This window comes from Streptomyces huiliensis (assembly GCF_020037025.1).
Taxonomy (GTDB): Bacteria; Actinomycetota; Actinomycetes; order Streptomycetales; family Streptomycetaceae; genus Streptomyces; species Streptomyces huiliensis.
This window is the reverse complement of the sequence record NZ_JAIQLH010000015.1, coordinates 1-15,849: the sequence shown is the minus strand read 5'-3', so window position 1 is coordinate 15,849 and position 15,849 is coordinate 1. Positions and strand designations below refer to the sequence as shown.

Below are 15,849 nucleotides of genomic sequence, written 5' to 3'. Positions count from 1 at the left end.
AACTCCCGGCCGGGGCGGGGCCGGGTCCGCCTCGTCTTCACCGCGCTGATGCTCACCCTGCTCCTCGCGGCGCTCGACCAGACGATCGTGGCCACCGCACTCCCGCGGATCGTCGGCGACCTGCACGGCGTGGACCGCATGTCCTGGGCCGTCACCGCCTACCTGCTCACCTCCACGGTCGTGCTGCCGCTCTACGGCAAGGTCGGCGACCTCCTCGGCCGCAAGACCGTCTTCGTCTTCGCGATCGTCGTCTTCGTCCTCGGCTCCGGACTCGCCGGCTGGTCGCGGACCATGGACCAGCTCATCGCCTTCCGCGCGCTCCAGGGCGTCGGCGCCGGCGGGCTGCTGATCGGCGTGCAGGCGATCATCGCCGACATCGTCCCGCCCCGCGAGCGCGGCCGCTTCATGGGCGTCATCAGCGCCGCCTTCGGACTGGCCTCCGTCGCCGGACCGCTGCTCGGCGGGTTCTTCACCGACCACGCCTCCTGGCGCTGGTGCTTCTACGTCAACGTGCCCTTCGGACTGATCACCCTCGCCGTCGTCCTCAAGGCCCTCGACCTGCCCCGGCCCACCGCCCGCGGCCGGTTCGACGTCCTCGGCGCGCTGCTGCTCAGCGCCTCCGCCACCTGCCTGGTGCTGCTCACGAGCTGGGGCGGGACCGAGTACGCGTGGACCTCGCGCGTCACCCTCGGCCTCGCCGCCGGGGCGCTCGGCACGGCCCTGCTGTTCCTCGTCGTCGAGCAGTACGCGGCCGAACCCATCATCCCGCCGCACCTGTTCCGCGACTCCGTCTTCACCGTCACCGGACTGATCGGTGCCGTCGTCGGCGTCGGCCTCTTCGGCGCCGCCAGCTACCTGCCGACCTTCCTCCAGATGGTCGACGGCGCCGACGCCACCGAGTCCGGGCTGCTGATGCTGCCGATGATGGGCGGCGTCGTGGCCGCCTCGCTCGTCGCGGGCCAACTCGTCAGCCGCACCGGCCACTACAAGCTGCTGCCCGTCCTCGGCTGCGCCCTCGCCGCCGAGGGCATGTACCTGCTCTCCCACCTCGACGCCGGCACCGGACGGCTCGTCTACAGCCTCTGGATGGCCGTCCTCGGCACCGGCATCGGCCTGGCCCTGCCCGTGCTCATCCTCGCCGTGCAGAACTCCGTCCACCCCGCCGACCTCGGCACCGCCACCAGCGCCAACAACTTCTTCCGGCAGATCGGCGGTTCGGTGGGCGCCGCCGTCTTCGGCACCCTCTTCGCGCACCGGCTGGCCGACCGCCTCGCCGGCGAACTCCCGCGCCGCGCCGGGCTCCCGGACACCGACTCCCTCACCCCCGGCCTGGTGCACGCCCTCCCGGCGGCGCTGCGGGACGGCTACGTGCGGGCGTACGCGGACGCCATGCCGCGGATCTTCCTCTACCTGGTGCCGGTGTTCGTCCTCGGCTTCCTGCTCGCGTTCCTGCTGAAGGAGAAACCGCTGGTGTCCCACAACGCCCCCGAAGCACCCACCATCCCGCCCGCCCGCAGCGAACCGCCCGCGCCGCCGCCCGCGCCGATGGTCACCGGGCCGCTGTTCGCCGAGCCGGGCCCGGTGCGGGACGCGTACGTCCGCGACATCGCCCCCGACGCCGCCCCGCCGCACGCCGCCCCGCAGCACGCCGGCGGGATGCCCGTCACCGGCGCCGTGCAGCACCAGGACGGCACCACCGTCGCCCGGGCCGCGCTCACCCTGATCGACGCGCAGGGACGGCAGATCGGGCGCGGCGCCAGCGGCGAGGACGGCCGGTACGCGCTGAGCACGCCGGGCACCGGCTCGTACGTCCTCATCGCCGCGGCCGGCGGCCACCAGCCGCAGGCGGTCACCGTCACCGTCGGCGACCGGCCGGTCGAGCTCGACGTGGTCCTCGGCGGCGCCGGGCGGCTCGCGGGCACCGTCCGCGCCGCCGACGGCAGTCCGGTGTGCGAGGCGCTGGTGACGCTCACCAGCGTCCAGGGCGAGGTCGTCGCCTCCACCCGGACCGGGCACGAGGGCGGCTACGTCATCGGCGAACTCGTCGCCGGCGAGTACACCCTGGCCGCCAGCGCCCCCTCCTGCCGCCCGGCCGCGCTCCCGGTCACCGTCCAGTCGGCGCGGGAGACCCGGCAGGACATCGAGCTGGCGGGCGGCGCGGTGCTGCGCGGCACGGTCCGCGCCGGAGGCGGCCGGCCGGTCGAGGACGCCCGGGTCACGCTGCTCGACGTGGCGGGGAACGTCGTCGCCTCCGCGATCACCGGCGCCGACGGCACGTTCCGCTTCGTCGACCTGTCCGCGGGGGAGTACACCGTGGTCGCGGCCGGGTACCCGCCGGTGGCGACGGTCCTCCAGGTCGCCGGGGGCGGCCGGACCGAGCGGGACCTGCAACTGGGCCACGCGGACCAGGGGCTCACCGACATGTTCCGGGAGCGGCACGGGAGGTGAGGGCTCAAGAGCGCGCGCGTCGGTACACCGTGTGCTGGAGGTGGTCCTTGGCCGGGCCGGTGGTGCGCCAGGCGAGGCGCCATTCGTCGGCCGAGACGACGGTGAACGTTCCCTCGTAGCGGTCCCGGCCGCAGGGGTGGCGGACGGCCCAGTGGCCGGTGCGCAGGTCCAGGTCGTGGAAGGGGCGGCCGTCGGCGAACGCGACGTCGGCCGTGCCGTCCGGGCGGCCGTCCAGCAGGAGCGTCCGGCCCGCCCGGCCGGTGGTCCCGCCCCAGGTGAGCTCGCCGTCCTCGACGTGCAGCAGGCGCGTCGCCCCGGCGGCGTCCGGGCGGAACGCCGCCGTCCCGCGGAACGTGCCCTCCAGGCCGCCGGCCAGGTCGCGGAGGACGCGGTCGACCGTCCACCGCCCGGCGAGGTACGCGAGGGTGTCGGGGACCGGGTGCGGCGCGCCCGGGGGCGTTGTCGGGGCGGGGGCGGTGGAGCTCATGGCAGGCATTATCGCGCGGCGGGCGGGACGGCTCCGGGGCGGCCGAGGGGCCTCGGCCTCAGCTCATCACCAGGGCGATCTTGCCGCGGCCGTGGCCCGTCTCGATCGCGCGGTGCGCGTCCGCGGCGCGGTCCAGGGGGAAGAGGCGGGAGACCTCGACGCGGAGCCGGCCCTCCGCCCAGAGGGCGGTCAGCGCGGCCAGGCGCTCGGCCGACCGCTCGGAGCGGAGGAACGGCACGCCCAGCGCGGGGGCCCGGCCGGCGTCGACGAGCGTGCCGATCCGCGCGCGGTCGGGGACCAGGTCGAGCGACGCGTCGAGGGCGGCGCCGCCCGCCGCGTCGAGCGCCGCGGTGATCCCCTGCGGCGCCAGCGCGCGGACACGCTCCACCAGGCCGTCGCCGTAGGCCACCGGGAGGGCGCCCAGGGAGCGTACGTAGTCGTGGTTGCGGGGGCTCGCGGTGCCCACGACCGTGGCGCCGTACGCCCGGGCCAGCTGGACGGCGACCGTGCCCACGCCGCCGGCCGCCGCGTGGACCAGCAGGGTGTCGCCCGCCCCGACGCCGAGCCGTTCGAGGGCCGTGTGCGCGGTCTGCGCCGAGGCGGAGAAGGCACCGGCCACCTCCCACGGCATGGCCGCGGGCTTGGCGACGAGCTGGTCGACAGGGACGACGACGTACTCGGCGTGGCAGGCCAGCAGGGACCAGCCCAGCACCTCGGCGCCGACCGGGAAGCCGTCCGCGCCCTCGCCCGTCCGGTCGACGACCCCGGCGAAGTCGTTGCCGATCGTCAGCGGGAACTCCGGCGCGGCGCCGGTGTGGAACAGGCCGCGCCGGACGGCGGCGTCGACGGGCTGGACCCCGGCCGCCCGCACCCGTACCCGCACCTGGCCCGGGCCGGGCTCGGGGGTCGGGAGGTCGAGCAGTTCCACGGCCTCGGGGCCGCCGAACGCGTTGATCGCCGCTGCCTTCATGCGCTGTTCCCTCGTCTCGCGCGGTTCTCGGAGTGCGTCTCGTGCGACGCTTCCGGAGGGCGTCTCCGTTCGACGCCGCGCTCATCGTGCGACCTCGACCGCGGTTGAGGTCAAGGGCGGGCCGGGGGCACGGTGTTCCCTACGGACCCCACGGACCCCACGGTTCCCACCGAGCTTCGGAGGTGGCGGATCAGCGCGCCGGCCGCCGGGTTCGTCGTGCCCGTCCCGCGCCAGGCGAAGACGATCGCGCCGCGCATCGGGGGGTCGGTGAGGGCGACGGTCCGCAGCGCCTCCGGGCGGGCGGCGGCGAAGGGGGCGGGGAGGACGGCGACGCCGAGGCCGCGCACGGCCAGGTCGGCGAGCAGGTTGGGGTCACTGGCCTCGAAGGCGATGCGCGGCGGGAAACCGGCCTCGGAGCAGGCGTCCTCGACGGTGTGGCGGGCGCCGACGCTCGGATGGAAGACGATCAGCGGCTCGTCGCGGAGTTCGGCGAGCCGCAGGGAGGTGCGGTGGGCCAGCGGGTGGTCGTGGGCGACGGCGGCGACCAACGGTTCGTCGGCCACCGTCAGGGAGTCGATCCCGGGCGGGAGCGGCGCCGACGGGGAGACGGCCACCGCGTCGAACCGGCCCTCGCGCAGGTCGGTCAGCAGCAGGTCCGAGGTGGACTCGGAGAGGGTGATCTCGATGGCCGGGTGCTCCCGGTGGAAGTCGGCGAGGAGCCGCGGCAGGTCGTAGGCGGCGGCCGACGAGGCGACCATCCCGACCGACACCCTGCCGCGCAGCAGGCCCGTGTGCTCGTCGACGGCCTGCCGCACCGCGGCCAGGGCGGCGAGCGCGGCCCGGGCGCGGGTCAGGACGGCGGCGCCGACCTCGGTGAGGCGGACCGTACGGCCGGTGCGGTCCAGCAGCTCCTGCCCGAGTTCGCGCTCCAGTTGGCGTATCTGCGTGCTCACTCCGGGCTGGGCGACATGCAGTTTCGCGGCGGCTTTCGTGAAGCTCTTTTCCTCGGCGACGGCCACGAAATACTCCAACTGCCTTATCTCCATAAGGATCGATGATACCGGTCAGACGGACCTCGTATTGGACCGGCGGATCGGCGGCGTTGGACGATACGGCCGGGGGCGCGGCGGCGAGGCGGTGGACAAGCCCCTCGTGGGGGTGGGGACTTGTCCGCCGCCGTCGCCGTGACGCAGGTGGACTTCTTGGCGTTCCCGCACATCCCGCACGAGAGGAATGCACGTGTCGAATACATTGGGCGATACCCCGGGAAATGCGTCCCGGTGGAGCGTCCCGCTGCTGGGATTCGGCGTGTTCGCCGTGGCCACCAATGAATTCGTGCTGGCCGGAATGCTGCCGCACCTGGAGGACTCGCTCGGCGTCTCGACGGCCGCGGCCGGCCAGGTGGTGACCGTCTACGCGCTGGCCTGCGCCCTCCTGGGGCCGGTGCTGGCGACGGCGACCGCCGCCCGGTCGCGCCGGGGCGTGCTGCTCGGCGCCGCGCTGGTCTACCTCGCCGGCACGGCCGGCGCGGCGCTGGCGCCGAACTACCCGCTGCTGCTGGTCGCGCAGGCGGTCGCCGCGGCCGGCACCGGCCTGTTCGTACCGGTTGCCGCCGCGTCGGCCGCCGCGCTGGTGCCGCCGGAGCGCCGGGGGCGCGCCATCGCCACGGTGCTCACCGGGTTCACGGCGGCGACGGCGTTCGGCGCGCCGATCGGGACGGCGTTCGGCAGCCGGTTCGGCTGGCGCGGCACGATGTGGTTCGTGGCCGGACTGGCCGCGGTGGGCATCCTCGGGCTGGTCGCGCTGGTGCCGCGGACCATCGCGAGCCCGCCGCCCGAGGGGCTCCGGAGCAGGCTGCGCCCGCTGGCCGACGGACGGGTGCTCGCGACGCTGGTCACCACGATGCTGGCGTTCACCTCGGTGTACGTGCTGTACACCTACATCGCCGAGGTCTTCTCCGACGCCACCGGCGGGTCCGACGGCAAGGTCGCGGGTCTGATGTTCACGCTCGGCGTGGTGGCCATCCTGGGCAGCTATCTGGCCGGCGTCCTGACCGACCGTGTCGGCGGCCGGAGCGTGATGGCGATCTGCCTGGTGTGGGTGGGGGTCTGCCTCGTCGCCCTGCCGCTGTTCTCCGGCTCGTACCCGGCGTCGGTCGGCTTCGTCGCGGTCTTCGCCGTGGCGGGGTTCAGCATGAGCGCGCCGCAGCAGCACCGGCTGATCGGGCTCAACCCGCCGCTGGCGTCGGTGCTCGTGTCGCTGCACGCGTCGATCCTGTACCTGGCCATCGCGCTGGCCGGCGCGGTCGGCGGAGTGGCGGTCAAGACGGGCGGCCCGGACAGCCTCGGCTTCGTGGCCGCGGCCGTCGCCCTCCTCGGGCTCCTGACGTCCGAGCTCGCCCACCGGCTCGTACGGCGGCGGGAGGCGGCTCCGCGGTCCGCGCCCAGTGTGGTGCCGGAGGACGCGCCGGCCGATCCCGCCCCGCAGCCGCGGTGACCGGTGGCCGGAAACCGGCCGTACGCCGACCGCCCCGGAACCGAACGGTCCGGGGCGGTCGGCGCGTTGCCCGCTGAGATCACCGTCCGGCCGAGGTCACCGTCCGGCCGAGGTCACCGTCCGGCCGAGGTCACCGTGCCTTCCCCGCGCCGCTCCCGCCGATCAGCGCCTCCGCGCCGTCCAGTGCCCTCGCCACCGTGAACGCGAAGAAATCCGCGGCCATTTCCTGCGGGGAGCGCGGGTCCGCGGCCCGGTGGAGGACGTCGCTGCCCGCCGCGGCGAGGCCCGGGCGGTCGTCGGCGTCGTGGTAGGCGCCGAGGACCTCGGTCATCCGGGAGCGGCCGCCGGGGTTGGCCTCCTCCTCGTCCTCGGTGGCGACCAGCATGAAGGCGCTGTTGAGGAGGTAGCGGTAGACGAGGGTGGCGTCCTGGCCGAAACCCGCCCTCAGCAGGACCCGCACGCCGCGGTCGATGGCCGGCAGGGCGGCGGGCACCGTCGGGCCCAGGCGCACCAGCCGTCGCGCCGTCCCCGGATGTTCGCGCAGGACCAGCCGGCCCTCCACCAGGAACGCCTGGAACCAGGCGCGCCACGGGAGGTCGCCGTCGGGCAGCGGCATTCCGGCGACGACACGGTCCGTCACCATCTCCACCACGGCCTCGCGGTCCCCGACGTGGTGGTAGATGACCCCGGGGTAGACGCCCAGTGCCCCGGAGAGCTGCCGGATCGACCAGCCCTCCAGGCCGTGTTCCCTGGTCAGGTCGAGGGCCGCGGTGATCACTTTCTCGGCGGTGATGGGCGGGAGCCCGGCGGCGGTCCGGGAGCGCGATCGCACGGGATGAGCAGTCATGCCGGGCACTTTAACGCAGCGTTGCGACAGGGGCCTTGGGGCGGGAGGGCCGCCCGGTGCCCGCCCGGTGTCCGAAAGCCCCTGTTCCGTCGAGTGCTTGACTTTCCGGCCCGGCAGCGAGATAAGGTCGCCCTAAGCTCTTGAACACTGTCTAGCTGAGGCGCTGATGACCGCAGAACGTGCTGCACTGAGTACCCTGCTCCGCCCCGTCCGGCGGCGCTTGGGGGTGGCCGTCGCCCTGCAGGCGGTCTCGGCGGTGGCCGGCGTCGTGCCCTTCGTCGCGGTCGCCGAACTGGGCCGCGTGCTGCTCGACGACGACGGCATCGACCACGGCCGCGCCTGGACCGTCACCTGGCTCGGCGTGGCCGGCCTGCTGGTGCGGCTGTTACTCCTGGTAGGAGCGGGTGGCATCACCCACCTCGCCGACAACGACCTGCAACTCGACATCCGCCGCCGCCTGGTGGACCGCCTCGGCCGGCTCCCGCTCGGCTGGTTCTCCGCCCGCAACTCCGGCACGGTCAAGAAGACGCTGCAGGACGACGTCACCGCCATGCACCACCTGGTGGCCCACTCCCTGCTCGAACTCACCGCCGCCGTCGTGGTCCCGGTGACCTCACTGGCCTACCTCTTCGCCGTCGACTGGCGGATGACGCTGGTGACGATCGCCCCGCTGGTGCTGGGCCTGACGGCCTACCTGTGGACCATGGCCGGCATGAAGACCCAGCTCACCGCCTTCGACGAGGCGATGGGCCGGATCAACGCCAGCGCCGTCGAGTTCGTCCAGGGCATCGCCGTCGTCAAGACCTTCGGCCAGACCCGGCGCGCCCACCGGCGGTTCGCCGAGGCCGCCGACGGCTTCGGCTCGTTCTTCATGACCTGGGTCTCCTCGATGGTCCGCCCCCGCGCCGCCTCCGAGATCCTGCTGTCACCCGTCGTCGTGCTGCTCACCGTCCTCCTCGGCGGCGCCTGCTTCGTCACCGACGGCAGCCTCGACGCCGTCGACCTGCTGCCGTTCACCCTGCTCGGCGTCGGCCTCACCGCGCCGGTGCTCGCCCTCAGCTACGCCACCTACGAGCTGCGCACCGCCCGGATGGCCGCCGAGCGCGTCACCGAGCTGCTGGAGACGCCGGAACTCCCGGTCCCCGAGCGGCCGTCGGCCCCGAACGGCCACCGCATCGAGTTCGACGCCGTCCGCTTCTCCTACGACGGCGAGAACGAGGTGCTCAAGGGCATCGACCTCACCCTGGAGCCCGGCACGGTGACCGCCTTGGTCGGCGCCTCCGGCTCCGGCAAGTCCACCCTCGCCTCCCTGCTGCCCCGGTTCTGGGACGTGACGGAGGGCTCCGTCCGGCTCGGCGGCGTCGACCTGCGCGACCTCCCGCCCGACGAGCTGTACCGGCGGATCGCGTTCGTCTTCCAGGACGTGCAGCTGCTGCGCGACACCGTCTCCGCCAACATCCGCCTCGCCCGCCCCGACGCGGACCCGGCCGAGGTCGAGAAGGCCGCGCGCGGCGCCTGCGTCCACGACCGGATCACCCGGCTGCCGCGCGGCTACGCCTCCGTGGTCGGCGAGGACGCCCGGTTCTCCGGCGGCGAGGCACAGCGGGTGTCGATCGCCCGGGCGCTGCTGGCCGACACCCCGGTGATCGTCCTCGACGAGGCGACCGTGTTCGCCGACCCCGAGTCGGAGGCCGCCGTGCAGGACGCGCTCACCGAACTCACGCGCGGCAAGACCGTGCTGGTGATCGCCCACCGGCTGGCCACCATCGCCGGCGCCGACCGCATCGTCGTCCTCGACGGCGGCCGGATCGCCGAACAGGGCACCCACGAACGGCTGCTCGCCGCCGACGGCATGTACGCCCGCATGTGGCGGGCGCACGAGGCGACGGCCGAACGCCGGCCGGCCGCCACCCCCGTGGCCCAGGCCCCGGCCCAGGAAGAGGAGCGCGTCCGATGATCCGTCAACTCTTCGCCGTCGTCGGCCCGGACCAGCGGCCCGTGCTCCGCCGGATGCTGATCGCGCTGTGCGCCGCGGCCGTCCTCCAGGGCGTCGCGTTCGCCCTGCTCGTCCCCGTGCTGCGGGAACTGCTCGGTGACGACCCCGACCGGGTCTGGCCGTGGCTGTGGACCCTCGTCGGCGCGTCCGTCGCCTACGGCATCGCCCACTACGCCAGCCTGCTCACCGGCTACCAGGCCGGCGCCACCCTCTCCCGCAGCCTCCACCACCGCATCGGGGACCACGTCTCCGGCCTGCCGCTGGGCTGGTTCGGGCCCGAGCAGGTCGGCAAGCTCGGCCAGTTGACCACGCAGAACGTCATGGACATCATGGGCGTCCCGGCCCACCTGCTGCGTCCGCTGATCACCGGGTTCCTCACCCCCGGCACGGTCGTCGCCCTGATGTTCGTCTTCGACTGGCGCCTCGCGCTGGCCGCCGTCCTCACCGTCCCCTTCATCGTCCTCGTCTACCGCTGGAGCGCGAACCTGGCCCGGAAGGCCGACGAGGTACGGGACGAGGCGCGCTCCGAGGCCGCGAACCGGATCATCGAGTTCGTCCAGCACCAGCCCGTCCTGCGGGTGTTCGGCCGCGGGCCGGCCGGGCACCGGGCGCTGGGCGCGGCCCTGGAGAACCAGCGCGACCTGGGCCGCAAGGTGCTGGTCACGGGCGTGCCGGGGATCGTCGGCTTCACCCTGGTGATCCAGGCGGCGTTCACCACCGTCACGGTCGTGGGCACCTACCTCGCGCTCGGCGGGGAGCTCCAGGTGGCCAAGCTGCTGGCGCTGCTGGTGCTGGCGGCCCGGTTCGTCGAGCCGATGTCCGAGTCGGCCACGCTGGGGTCCAGCCTGCGCATGGCGCGCAACGCGCTGGAGAAGGTGGAGGAGCTGCTGAAGGTCCCGGCCCTCCCGGAGCCGGCCGAGCCCGCGTCCCCGCGGGACTCCGGCATCGAGCTCGACGGCGTGGGCTTCGGCTACGACGGCCGCCCGGTCCTCTCCGACGTGTCCTTCACCGTGCCCCCGCGCACGATGACCGCGCTGGTCGGTCCGTCCGGCTCCGGCAAGACGACCATCACCCGGCTGATCGCCCGCTTCTGGGACGTGGACGCGGGGGCCGTTCGGGTCGGCGGCGCGGACGTCCGCGACCTGACCACCGAGGACCTGATGTCCCGGATCTCCATGGTCTTCCAGGACGTCTACCTCTTCGAGGGCACCATCGAGGACAACATCCGCGTCGGCCGCCCGGACGCCACCGCGGCCGAGGTCCGCGAGGCGGCCCGGCTCGCCCACGTCGACGAGATCGCGGCCCGGCTCCCGCAGGGCTGGGACACCAAGGTCGGTGAGGGCGGAACGGCGCTCTCCGGCGGCGAGCGGCAGCGGGTGTCCATCGCCCGGGCGCTGCTGAAGGACTCCGACATCGTGCTCCTGGACGAGGCCACCGCCGCCCTCGACCCGGAGAACGAGCACGCGGTGCAGGCCGCGCTGGCCGCGCTCACCGCCGACCGGACGCTGCTCGTCATCGCCCACCGGATGCGGACCGTCATGGCCGCCGACCAGATCGTCGTCCTCGACGGCGGCCGGATCGCCGAGCGCGGCACGCACGACGAACTCGTCGCGCTCGACGGGCGGTACGCGGCCTTCTGGTCCGAGCGCAGCCGGGCCACGGGCTGGCGGCTGACCGGGGGAGGCAACCGGCCGGACGCCTCAGGATCGCCCGAATCCGGACCGCCCGAATCCGGTGATCCCGCCGGCCGCCCCGATCCGCTGACCGCCCCGATCCGCTGACCGCGCGGGGTCCCCCGCCCCGGCCGCCGGCCGCCGCTTTACCGCCCGCCGAGGAGAGGCGCGTCGCACGTCCCCGCGGACCCGTGCCGCCCACGGATCCGCTCCCAACCCCTGCTCTGGAGACAGCAAGTCATGCGCAAATGGTTGCCACTGCTGGCCATTTCCCTGAGTACGTTCATGCTGCTGGTGGATGTCACCATCGTCAGCGTCGCGGTGCCGGCCATGGCGAGCGGCCTCGGTTCGTCGTTCGCCTCCCTACAATGGACCGTCGACATCTATGTGCTGGTGCTGGCCGCCCTGCTGATGGCGGCGGGTTCCGCCTCGGACCGGATCGGCCGCCGCAAGGTGTTCCTGATCGGTCTCGGCATCTTCGCCGTCGCCTCCCTCCTCTGCGGTGTCGCCCCCAACTCCGAGACGCTGATCGCCGCGCGCGGTGTGCAGGGTGTCGGCGCCGCCGCCATGTTCGCCACCAACGCCGCGCTGCTCGGCGCGACGTACGAGGGCCGGGACCGGGGTGTCGCGTTCGGCATCTGGGGCGCGGTCAACGGCGCCGCCGCCGCGCTCGGCCCGGTGCTGGGCGGGCTGCTCACCGAGCACGTCAGCTGGCGGGCCATCTTCCTGGTCAACCTGCCGGTCGCCGCGCTCGCCGTGGTCATCGGCATGCGCGCGCTGACCGAGTCCCGCAACCCGCGGGCCGGCCGCATCGACGTGCCCGGCACGGTGGCCTTCACCCTCTCCGCCACGCTCCTCATCTACGGCCTGATCCGGGCCGGCGACGACGGCTGGGGCGACAAGGTCACGATCGGCATGTTCATCGGGGCCGTACTGGCGCTGATCCTGTTCGTCCTGCTCGAACGCGGCCGGCCGGACGCGATGCTGGACCTGTCGCTGTTCCGCCGCCCCTCCTTCTCCGCGCTGATGATCGGCGCGCTGGTGCTGAACGCGGCGGCCTTCGCCAACCTCGTCTACGTGTCGGTGTGGGCGCAGTCCATCCTCGGCCTGGAGCCGGTCAAGGCCGGCCTGGCGCTGACCCCGCTCAGCGCGGTGACCTTCGTGGTCTCGGGCGCCGCGGGCCGGGCGCTGGCCAACATCGCGCCGCAGATCTCCATCGGCGGCGGCCTGCTGCTCGTCGGCACCGGCACCCTGCTCGACATGCTGCTGGCGGCCGACTCCAACTGGACGGTGCTGCTGCCTGGCCTGATCGTCACCGGCGTCGGCGTCGGCATGGCCACGCCGGTGCTGGCGTCCGCCGCGCTCCAGGCGGCGCCGCCGGAGAAGGCGGGCATGTCCAGCGGTGCCATGAACACCTTCCGGCAGCTCGGGTTCGCCCTCGGCATCCCGGTGTTCGGCACCGTGCTGACCGACCGTGCCAAGGGCCTGCTCTCCGACAGCGGCCACTTCCAGGACCCGGGCGCCGCGGCCAAGGACCTCACCGGCGGCAAGTCCGGCGAGCTCATCGCCGAGGCGCCCGCCCAGGCGCGGGACGCCGTGGAGCACGTGCTGCGGGAGGCCTTCGCGGCCGGTTTCGACCGCATCTTCCTCGCCAGCGGCATCATCGCGCTGGTGACCGGCCTCGCCGTCATCGCCTTCGTCCGCAAGCCGACCACGCCCGCCGGGGCCGGGGCCGGCGCGGCCGGCGGGACGGCCGCCGCCCCGGTGGCGCAGGCCGCCGAGTGACCACCTGACCGTCGTCGCGCCCTCGCCCCCGTGGGGCGCGACGGCAGCGGTGCCCCGGTCCGCCGACGGAGATCCGTCCGGGCCGGGGCCACCGCGTCCCCGGCTCTCCCATTGTTATTCCATCAACATTCCCGAAACATCTTGCGGGCCACTGCCGCGGGCCATAGCGTGCCCCGCCGCTTTACCGACACTATTGCGTGATCCACGTCTCACAGTCGATTGGTTGACTGGATTTCCCGGACATATCTACGCTTCATTCCATTGGAGCCGCCGCGCGGCTGCGACCCGTGATCCGGGCGGAGTTCCCGTGATCCGTGGTAGGAATGCTCGTGTGTCTGGACGGGGGAGTGCGATCGTGTTCGGACGTGTAGTGTCCTGTGTTTTTCCGCATTCCGTCGCCGCTGGTGCGGCGGCGCTCCGGCCGGGCAGCCTTCATCGGCCGTGAGGCGCCTCCGACCAGCGGACGGAGGGTGCCGCGACGGTGCGTGCGCCACCGATTTCCGGTCAATTATTCGGCCAAAATTCACCGCACCGAGGACACCCCCGGGAGCGGTTTGGTCTTTCCTGTACGGAAGGGAATGCGGTTGTTCCCCGGCTGACGGCCGCCGTGGCCCGTCCGGGCCCCGGAACCGCCCCTTCCGTTGAAAGACTTCCGGGGGAATGCGCAACTCAGGGGGAAGCACACAGTGCGAACACACACGCCGACCGCAAGGGCAACCTGCGGCCCGACAACGAATAATAGCGAAAATTTCACGAGGCGGAAGAGACCGGAGGCGGCAGCCGACGAGAACCGCACGGAACAGCGGGGCAAAGAGTTAGGCAAAGACGGTAAAAGCTTTTCCCTCCACGGCCCCGCCGGCCCCTTCGACGAAGCCGACAACTGGCCCATGGTCGCCCGCGAGGCCGACCTCGACGCCATCACCGCCCTGCTCTCCACCGGACTCGGGGCCCTCCTCGCCGGCGACCACGGCGTCGGCAAGAACCGCCTCGCCCGCGCCGTCCTGGCCCGCATGGCCGAGCACGGACACGACGTCCGGTGGATCCGCGCCGTACGCGGCACCATGGGCATGCCGTACGGCGCACTCCTGGAATGGCTCGGCACCGATCTCGTCGAACTGCTCGACGAACCCACCCGGCTGGGCGCCGCCGTCGCCGCCCGGCTCCGCGACCGCGTCGGCGACGGACTCCTGCTCGGCGTCCTCGACGCCCACCTCCTCGACCCCGACTCCGCCGACCTGCTCCACCGCATGGTCGTCGCCGGCCGGATGAACGTCGTCGCCACCCTCCCCACGGACGCCGTCGCCCCCGACGGCGTCAACCGCCTCTGGGTGGAACGCCTCGCCGAGCGCTACGAGGTCCGCCCCTTCGACCGGCCCGCCGTCGCCACCCTGCTGCGCACCGCCCTCGGCGGCGCCGTCGAGGAACGCACGGTGGACCGCATGTACGCGATGACCCTCGGCAACGCCCTCTTCCTCCGCGAACTCGTCTGCCACGCCCTGGCCCAGAACAGCCTCCGCCCCATGGGCCGGGCCTGGACCTGGACCGGCCGCATCAACGCCTCCGGCCGGCTCCTGGAACTCGTCCGCGTCCGGCTCGGTCACCTCGACCCCGAGGAGACCGAACTCGTCGGACTCGTCGCCCTGGCCGAACCGCTCGCCGCCGACCTGCCGCTGCTGGCCGAGTCCGCCCGCGCCGCCGAGTCGCTCAACAAGCGGGGCATCCTGCTCGCCGAGGGCGAGGACCTGCGGCTGCGCCTGGCCTTCCCGCTCTACAGCGAGGTGATCGTCGCGACGATGCCGCCACTCACCGCCCGCCGGCTGCGCACCCGGCTCGTCGAGGCCATCGAGCAGGCCGGGCCCCGGCAGCGCGGCGACCGCATGCGGCTGACCGTGCTCCGCGCCGACGCCGGGCTCCCCGTCCCCGCGGCACAGCTCCTGGACGCCGCCCGGGCGGCCGTCGAACGGTTCGACTTCGTCCTGGCCGAACGGCTCTGCCGGTCCGCCCAGGCCGCGCCGGACGGCGGGACGCCCGACCACGAGCTGCGGCTCGTCCTCGCCCGGGCCCTCACCGGCCTCGGCCGGCACGCCGAGGCGGACGACGTCCTCGACGTGCCCGACGTGCCGCAGGACACCGGTCACGACCGTGAGGACGCCGGGAGCGCGCACCCCCACGTCGCGTTCCCCGTCGCCGCCCGCGCCGAACTCGTCCGCGCCCGGGCGCTCAACATGGCCAAGGGCCTGCACCGGGTCGAGGACGCGCACCAGGTCGTCGACGCCGCGCTGGAGGCCCTGCCCGCCGAGAGCGCCGACCGGCTGCACGGCGCCAAGGCGCTGATGTGGACGATGGAGGGCCGGATCGCCGAAGTCGCCGCCGCCGGGCGGAAACTGCTGCCCTGCGAGCCGCCCGAGTCCCCGCTCAAGCAGTCGCTGGTGCCCGCCGTGGCCATCGCCCGCACCGAACTCGGCGACGCGGCCGGAGCGCTGGAACTCCTCGGCCAGTGCGTGCCCGCGCTGGACCGCTGGGAGGGCCGGGCCTGGCTCGACCACCAGGTGGCCACCGCCATCGCGTCGTTCCTCATGGGCCGGCTGCCCGAGGCGAGCGAGGCGCTGGTACGGCTGCGCCGCCGCTCGGAGCGCGAGGAGTGGAGCGCCGGACTCACCCAGACCGCCATGCTCCAGGCCCGGCTGGACCGGGCGATGGGCCGACTGCCGAAGGCCCTGTCGCTGCTCCAGCGGTCCGTCTCCCTCCAGGGCGACCAGGACCTGTGCGTCTCACGGTCCTGGACCCTGGCCCGGATCGCCGGCGTGCTCGCCGACATGGGCCACCAGGCGGAGGCGCTGCGCGCCCTCTCCGAGGCCCGCGCCCTCCAGAAGACCGAGTCCTCCTACCAGTTCGTGGTGAGCGGCGTGGCCGTCGAGGCGGTCGTGGTGCACGCGCACGCCGGCGACCGGTCCGGGGCGGCGCGGAACGCGCTCCGCCTGGCCGACCAGTGCGCGGCCGGCGGCTGGACCGCCCGCGAGATGGACGGCCTGCACCTGGCCGCGCGCCTCGGCGACCCCGCGGACGTCGCCGCACGGGTCGCCCGGCTGGCCCGCGGCGCCACCTCCGGGTACCTGCTGCTCCAGGCCGACCACGTGGCCGCGCTGG

At 73.9% G+C, this 15,849-nt stretch carries 10 protein-coding genes; 6 read left to right on the top strand and 4 right to left on the bottom strand.

Annotated features, from left to right (window positions below):
- Window positions 1-2,448: MFS transporter (locus JNW98_RS03940; RefSeq protein WP_223766644.1), on the top strand; the 2,448-nt coding region annotated here is incomplete at its 5' end.
- 4 nt (window positions 2,449-2,452) lie between these two features.
- Here JNW98_RS03940 and JNW98_RS03935 read toward each other — a convergent pair.
- From JNW98_RS03935 to JNW98_RS03925, 3 genes are all read right to left on the bottom strand, one after another.
- Window positions 2,453-2,935 (bottom strand): DUF6314 family protein, encoded by a 483-nt coding sequence (locus JNW98_RS03935; RefSeq protein WP_223766643.1) that lies wholly within the window; start codon window positions 2,933-2,935, stop codon window positions 2,453-2,455.
- A 58-nt stretch (window positions 2,936-2,993) separates the two neighbouring features.
- Complete coding sequence (locus tag JNW98_RS03930) at window positions 2,994-3,905, bottom strand: NADP-dependent oxidoreductase (protein WP_223766642.1); 912 nt, start codon at window positions 3,903-3,905, stop codon at window positions 2,994-2,996.
- Between the two features lie 110 nt (window positions 3,906-4,015).
- Window positions 4,016-4,951, bottom strand: a complete 936-nt coding sequence (locus JNW98_RS03925; RefSeq protein ID WP_223766641.1) for a LysR family transcriptional regulator — start codon at window positions 4,949-4,951, stop codon at window positions 4,016-4,018.
- 187 nt (window positions 4,952-5,138) lie between these two features.
- On the opposite strand from JNW98_RS03925, the gene JNW98_RS03920 reads away from it, so the two are divergent.
- Complete coding sequence (locus tag JNW98_RS03920) at window positions 5,139-6,401, top strand: MFS transporter (RefSeq protein ID WP_223766640.1); 1,263 nt, start codon at window positions 5,139-5,141, stop codon at window positions 6,399-6,401.
- A gap of 130 nt (window positions 6,402-6,531) precedes the next feature.
- Here JNW98_RS03920 and JNW98_RS03915 read toward each other — a convergent pair whose 3' ends face one another.
- On the bottom strand, window positions 6,532-7,248 hold the full coding sequence (locus tag JNW98_RS03915) for a TetR/AcrR family transcriptional regulator (RefSeq protein WP_223766639.1): 717 nt from the start codon (window positions 7,246-7,248) through the stop codon (window positions 6,532-6,534).
- Window positions 7,249-7,414: 166 nt separating this feature from the next.
- On the opposite strand from JNW98_RS03915, the gene JNW98_RS03910 reads away from it, so the two are divergent.
- The 4 genes from JNW98_RS03910 to JNW98_RS03895 form a co-directional block, all read left to right on the top strand.
- Entirely contained in the window at window positions 7,415-9,205 is a 1,791-nt protein-coding gene (locus JNW98_RS03910; RefSeq protein WP_223766638.1) for an ABC transporter ATP-binding protein, read from the top strand.
- Window positions 9,202-11,025, top strand: coding sequence for an ABC transporter ATP-binding protein (locus JNW98_RS03905; RefSeq protein WP_223766637.1), 1,824 nt, complete (start codon window positions 9,202-9,204; stop codon window positions 11,023-11,025). The genes JNW98_RS03910 and JNW98_RS03905 overlap by 4 nt, the downstream gene beginning before the upstream one ends.
- A gap of 132 nt (window positions 11,026-11,157) precedes the next feature.
- The gene (locus JNW98_RS03900) at window positions 11,158-12,702 is read left to right on the top strand and encodes an MFS transporter (protein ID WP_223766636.1); all 1,545 of its coding nucleotides are present in this window, start codon (window positions 11,158-11,160) and stop codon (window positions 12,700-12,702) included.
- Between the two features lie 887 nt (window positions 12,703-13,589).
- Window positions 13,590-15,849, top strand: a 2,260-nt coding sequence (locus tag JNW98_RS03895; RefSeq protein WP_504754397.1) for an AAA family ATPase, incomplete at its 3' end; no start/stop codon positions are given.

What these genes read in the sequence shown, in the direction of transcription:
- JNW98_RS03915 (WP_223766639.1), bottom strand. Translation starts at nt 7,248, where the DNA reads ATGACTGCTCATCCCGTGCGATCGCGCTCCCGGACCGCCGCCGGGCTC.
- JNW98_RS03925 (WP_223766641.1), bottom strand. Translation starts at nt 4,951, where the DNA reads ATGGAGATAAGGCAGTTGGAGTATTTCGTGGCCGTCGCCGAGGAAAAG.
- JNW98_RS03910 (WP_223766638.1), top strand. Translation starts at nt 7,415, where the DNA reads ATGACCGCAGAACGTGCTGCACTGAGTACCCTGCTCCGCCCCGTCCGG.
- JNW98_RS03905 (WP_223766637.1), top strand. Translation starts at nt 9,202, where the DNA reads ATGATCCGTCAACTCTTCGCCGTCGTCGGCCCGGACCAGCGGCCCGTG.
- JNW98_RS03900 (WP_223766636.1), top strand. Translation starts at nt 11,158, where the DNA reads ATGCGCAAATGGTTGCCACTGCTGGCCATTTCCCTGAGTACGTTCATG.
- JNW98_RS03930 (WP_223766642.1), bottom strand. Translation starts at nt 3,905, where the DNA reads ATGAAGGCAGCGGCGATCAACGCGTTCGGCGGCCCCGAGGCCGTGGAA.
- JNW98_RS03935 (WP_223766643.1), bottom strand. Translation starts at nt 2,935, where the DNA reads ATGAGCTCCACCGCCCCCGCCCCGACAACGCCCCCGGGCGCGCCGCAC.
- JNW98_RS03920 (WP_223766640.1), top strand. Translation starts at nt 5,139, where the DNA reads ATGCACGTGTCGAATACATTGGGCGATACCCCGGGAAATGCGTCCCGG.